Source organism: Methanomassiliicoccales archaeon (assembly GCA_026394375.1).
Lineage (GTDB): Archaea > Thermoplasmatota > Thermoplasmata > Methanomassiliicoccales > UBA472 > JAJRAL01.
The window spans coordinates 1-2,588 of sequence record JAPKYJ010000002.1 but is presented as its reverse complement, the minus strand read 5'-3'; the positions used below and the strand labels follow the sequence as shown (position 1 = coordinate 2,588).

The 2,588-nt window shown below is 59.0% G+C and carries 2 protein-coding genes; one reads left to right on the top strand and one right to left on the bottom strand.

The features are described from left to right. Nucleotides 1-201: 201 nt before the first annotated feature. Complete coding sequence (dacB, locus tag NT137_00025) at nt 202-1,770, bottom strand: D-alanyl-D-alanine carboxypeptidase/D-alanyl-D-alanine-endopeptidase (GenBank protein ID MCX6651732.1); 1,569 nt, start codon at nt 1,768-1,770, stop codon at nt 202-204. Between the two features lie 510 nt (nt 1,771-2,280). On the opposite strand from dacB, the gene NT137_00020 reads away from it, so the two are divergent. After that, nucleotides 2,281-2,565 (top strand): hypothetical protein, encoded by a 285-nt coding sequence (locus NT137_00020; protein MCX6651731.1) that lies wholly within the window; start codon nt 2,281-2,283, stop codon nt 2,563-2,565. The last annotated feature ends 23 nt before the right edge of the window (nt 2,566-2,588 follow it).

The following is a 2,588-nucleotide window of genomic DNA, read 5'->3' as shown; positions in this document are numbered from 1 at the left end:
TCGGGCACGGGACTGGCAACGGTCTGCGGGAAAGGCATTGGAACGCTCCCGATGGAGTAGGCCGCCGTGGCAGATGCCACCCTGCTTTGCAAGCAGGAGTCAGCCGACCGAATGTAGCGTGCCGTGACACCTTGGATAAGGTCGAGCATAGTTACAAGCCCACGATTTTGATCGTGAGTCGCTGACGCTCTACGTAGGAAGCTAGAACGAGGCATAGATGAGCTCGGAGATGTGCGCGACATCGCTTCCGAGCGTTTTGATGTCGTCCACCGAGCCCACGGGCACATTGTTCACATAGATGGCGAACACCAGTCTCTTGCCGCTGGCCGTATCCACATAACCTGCCAGGGCCTTCGCCAGAGCGATGCCGCTGCCACTGAGCGGGTTCTCATCGACGGTAGTCCCGGTCTTGGCGTACACGTGGCCGATGGCCTTGCTGCCAGGGGTGGCGGAGCCAGCGAGCGATCCGTCCACGCCCAGGATGGGCAGGGCAAGGAAGTAGTCCTGGAAGTCGGTCCGCTCCATCATGGCGACGAGAAGCTGCCTTGCGGCTAGAGGGCTGATGCGGTCGTTGGACACTCCACCTTCCCCGTCCCCCAAGGAGATCGAGGTCAGGTTCAGACCCAATTGCTCAAGGAACTGCCCTTCCACGCCCAGCCCCTGGTAGTAGTTGCCCGCCTGCTTGGCCATAGCTATCAGTCCCAGATAGGTATCGGCGTGCAGGTTCTGCGATACCTTCAGGGTGAGCTTGACGTCCTCTGCAAACCGAGGCGAAACGAGTTCCGCCACTCTGTTCTGGACGGTGTAGGTGCTGATCGAAGGGAGCTTCTCTTCTGGGTTCGAACCCGAGAGATTGGAATGCACCTGCACCCCGTGACGTTGCAGCGCCTCGATGAATAGGGTGCGTGCGAAAGACAGCGGGTCGGAGATGGAATAGGTGAAGTTGGCCTGAACACTACTGGCGGCTATGGTGCCCCTGACCTTTATGACGCCTAGAGCACCGTCGGAAACAGAGATCTCGGTCGGCCCGATGGCCACGGTGGTCACATTGGCATCGATGGAATAGATGGCCGTCTTAGGTCTCCAGTCCACGCTGGCCTTCTGCCCGACCTGGGTGGGAGCGACCATGACATCGATGAGGTCGTCGTTGATGGCGATGGGCGCGATCTTGTACGATTTGCCGATGTCCACGACCGGGAACGCGCGCGGATCGACGATCACGTCGTCCACTTCGGTGATCCCGGAGACGTTGACCTGTTCCGCCAAGGAGTCCAATCCAGCCAAGGGATCCTCCGAGGTCAGCTGGCAGCCACCGAGGGCGTTGGCGTCTCCATGATCGACATTAGTGAAGTTGATCCCGCCGCTGGCGGTCGTCCTGCCTCCCATGGTGAGATCACCGCTGGCCACGAGGACCAGGTCGCCCTCGAGCCTCTCTCCGATGATCGTTCCGACGGCATGCACGGGAGTGTGGAACCGATGATTGACGCCCAGCGCATCGAATGCTGTGGCGGAGGTGAACAGCTTGGTCGTGGAACCGGGCACGAACATCGATTCCTCGTTCTCGGAGTAAAGCGTGCGATTGTTGGCAGGGTCGTACACCACGATGCCGAAGCTAGCGTGGGCGTACAAGGCCTTCTTCTTAATGATTGAGAGCTGAGATGCGAAGTCGTTCGCCGAGGACTGGTTCCCCAAGACCACGACCAAGGCACCGCCCGCAAGGACGATCACCAAGCAAATGAGAACAACGGCCACCTTCCGTCCGCTCTGCATGAATCCCGTCACCTCAGCGTCATCCAGGCTATTTGTATCTATCCTTCAGAATGTATTTATTCATACCCTGCCCCTCTTACCAGGCTTGGCGAAGCTCATATGGCAGCCACTTCCTCCGTTTCTCGAGCGGCGGAGGACGGCAAGTTGGCTGAAATCGCATCGACCTGGGTCTCGGGCTTTGGCACTACCTCTCAGAAGGAAGGGGTCGGACTTCGTCGATGAGATAACGCTATCTTCGGCCTTGGCGATGGGGGAAACATGAAAGAGTGCACGATCTGCCATACACAGAACGAGGACGGCACCGCCAGATGCACGGGATGCGGAAGGCCTTTTCTCTTCGGCTCGGTGGCAAGCATCTCGTGTCCAAGTTGCACAAAGGGGAATCCCAGATACCGGGACACGTGCGTATATTGCGGGGCGCCACTGAACAAGTGAGCCACATCTCGACGCGAGTCCTGGCATTAGACCCAATTCGATGGCCAAGGCGGGTCTGATCGCCCGGTCGGTCTTGTGCTGCGCGAGTACTGGGGTGAGAAGGTCCTGGAATGGAACAAGAGCCCGGAGGAAGCTCTCTGCATAGCCCTCTATCTCAACGACCGCTACGATCTCGATGGTCGGGACCCCAACGGGTATACGGGCATAGCCATGGTCGTTGGAGGATTGTACGGCAGGCCGTGGAATCGGAAGGAGGTGTTGGGCAAGGTGCGCAAGCTTACGCACACTGGCGAGAGGCTGCAGTACGATGTCCATGCCTTCTTTGAGAAGGTGGCCAGACTTCAGCTCACTCGAACCTGAGGACCTCGGCCGGCGATACTTTG

Coding starts and splice junctions, on each gene's coding strand:
- dacB (MCX6651732.1), bottom strand. CDS start 1,770: ATGCAGAGCGGACGGAAGGTGGCCGTTGTTCTCATTTGCTTGGTGATC.